The sequence below is a fragment of the Pseudomonas sp. FSL R10-0399 genome (assembly GCF_009600165.1).
Taxonomy (GTDB): domain Bacteria; phylum Pseudomonadota; class Gammaproteobacteria; order Pseudomonadales; family Pseudomonadaceae; genus Aquipseudomonas; species Aquipseudomonas helleri.
The window spans coordinates 1-2590 of sequence record NZ_WIWK01000220.1 but is presented as its reverse complement, the minus strand read 5'-3'; the positions used below and the strand labels follow the sequence as shown (position 1 = coordinate 2590).

Sequence of the window (2590 nt, the reverse complement as noted above, 5' to 3'; positions counted from 1 at the left end):
GGCATGGTGCAACCGGGCCAGCCGCTGCTCGATGCCAACGGCCAGCAAATCATGGACCCGGCCACCGGCCAACCGATGCTGGCGCCGTACCCGGCCGACAAACGCTCGCAGTCGACCCGCAACTTTGAGCTCGACCGCTCCATCAGCCACACCAAACAGCAGCAGGGCAAAGTCAATCGCCTGTCGGTGGCCGTGGTCATCGATGATCAGGCCATCGTCAACCCGGCCAACGGCGAAGTCACCCGCACTCCGTGGAGCGCCGATCAATTGGCGCGCTTCACCCGCCTGGTGCAGGACGCCGTGGGCTTTGATGCCAGCCGCGGTGACAGTGTGAGCGTGATCAACGTGCCGTTCTCCTCCGAGCGTGGCGAAGTGATTGCCGATATTCCGTTCTACTCGCAGCCCTGGTTCTGGGATGTGGTCAAGCAAGTGCTGGGCGTGCTGTTCATTCTGGTGCTGGTGTTTGGCGTGCTGCGCCCGGTGCTCAACAACATCACCGGCAATGGCCGCAACAAGCAGGTGGCGGGTATTGGCAGCGATGCCGAAATGGCCGGCATGGGCGGTCTGGACGGTGAGCTGGCCAACGACCGCGTGAGCCTGGGCGGGCCACAAAGCATCATGTTGCCGAGCCCGAGCGAAGGCTATGACGCACAACTGAATGCCATCAAGAGTCTGGTAGCCGAAGACCCGGGCCGCGTGGCCCAGGTCGTCAAAGAGTGGATCAACGCCGATGAGTGATAACCGAGCTGCCGCCAATGCCAAGCTGACCCGGGTCGACAAGGCAGCGATTTTGCTGCTGTCGCTGGGCGAAGCCGATGCCGCGCAAGTATTGCGGCACATGGGGCCCAAAGAAGTGCAGCGCGTGGGTGTGGCGATGGCGCAGATGCGCAACGTGCACCGAGAGCAAGTCGAGCAGGTAATGAGTGAGTTCGTCGAAATCGTCGGCGATCAGACCAGCCTCGGCGTCGGCTCTGACAGCTACATCCGCAAAATGCTCACCTCGGCCCTCGGCGAAGACAAGGCCAATGGCCTGATCGACCGTATTCTGCTGGGCGGCAACACCAGCGGCCTCGACAGCCTGAAGTGGATGGAGCCGCGCGCCGTGGCCGACGTGATCCGCTTCGAACACCCGCAAATCCAGGCCATCGTGGTGGCCTACCTCGACCCCGATCAGGCGGGCGAAGTGCTCGGCCATTTCGATCAGAAGGCGCGGCTGGACATCATTCTGCGCGTGTCCTCGCTCAACACCGTGCAACCGGCGGCGTTGAAAGAGCTCAACCAGATCCTCGAGAAGCAGTTCGCCGGTAACTCCAACGCGGCGCGTACTTCGCTGGGCGGGATCAAGCGGGCCGCCGACATCATGAACTTCCTCGACAGCTCGATGGAAGCGCAGTTGATGGACTCGATTCGCGACATCGACGAAGACCTGTCCGGGCAGATCGAAGACCTGATGTTCGTCTTCAACAACCTAGCCGATGTTGACGATCGCGGCATTCAGGCGCTGCTGCGCGAAGTGTCTTCGGACGTGTTGGTGCTGGCGCTCAAGGGTTCGGACGACAACGTTCAGGACAAAATCTTCAAGAACATGTCCAAGCGCGCGGCCGAGCTGCTGCGCGACGACCTGGAAGCCAAAGGCCCGGTGCGCGTCAGCGATGTCGAAACCGCGCAAAAAGAAATCCTCACCATTGCCCGCCGTATGGCCGAAGCCGGAGAAATCGTTCTCGGCGGGAAGGGCGGCGAAGAGATGATCTAAGTGAGCAACGGCGAGTCACCCGGGGATGTAATTCGTGCCAAGGATGTCGGTGCGTTCGACGTATGGGGGCTGCCCAGTTTTGACCCCTGGCAGGAAGAGCCCGAAGCACCCGAGCCGGAACCGGTTGAAGAACTGCCCGCCGACAGCGAAGAAGTGCCGCTCGAAGAAGTCCAGCCGCTGACCCTCGAAGAACTCGAAAGCATCCGCCAGGAAGCCTGGAACGAAGGCTTTGCCACCGGCGAAAAAGAAGGGTTTCACAGCACTCAGCTCAAAGTACGCCAGGAAGCCGAAGTGGCCTTGAATGCCAAGGTCGCCAGCCTGGAACGCTTGATGGGCAGCCTGCTGGCGCCGTTGGCCGAGCAGGACCAGCAGCTTGAAAAAGCCATGGTCGGGCTGGTCGAGCACATGACCCGGCTGGTGATCCAGCGCGAACTCAAAACCGACTCAAGCCACATCGAGCAAGTGCTGCGCGACGGCTTGAAACTGCTGCCGATGGGCGCCGACAACATCCGTCTGTTTATCAACCCGCAAGACTTTGACCAGATCAAGGCCCTGCGCGAGCGTCATGACGAACGCTGGAAAATTGTCGAAGACGACAGCCTGCAACCGGGCGGCTGCCGCATCGAGACCGAACACAGCCGCATCGACGCCAGCATCGAAACGCGGATCAAACTGGCGATGAGCCAACTGTTTGATCAACTGCACGAGCAGTCGCTGCACCCGGCCGCGCCGGACATCGACGTCGACCTGGACCAACCCCATGCGCCTTAAGCGCACCAGCTTCGCCAAGCGCCTGAGCGGCTACGCCCCGGCGGTGGCTTTACCGGCCCAGCCGGC

The 2590-nt window shown here is 61.8% G+C and carries 3 protein-coding genes; all 3 read left to right on the top strand.

Annotation, left to right across the window (positions count from 1 at the left end; all coding sequences use genetic code 11):
* A partial coding sequence (locus GHO41_RS28925; protein WP_305977959.1) for a flagellar M-ring protein FliF C-terminal domain-containing protein occupies positions 1-738 on the top strand: 738 nt, incomplete at its 5' end.
* Positions 731-1753: a flagellar motor switch protein FliG gene (fliG, locus tag GHO41_RS28920; RefSeq protein WP_048371424.1), complete on the top strand. Its 1023-nt coding sequence runs from the start codon at positions 731-733 to the stop codon at positions 1751-1753. The genes GHO41_RS28925 and fliG, both read left to right, overlap by 8 nt.
* A complete protein-coding gene (fliH, locus tag GHO41_RS28915) occupies positions 1754-2524 on the top strand; it encodes a flagellar assembly protein FliH (protein WP_048371423.1) in 771 nt (256 codons plus the stop codon).
* Positions 2525-2590 lie beyond the last annotated feature (66 nt).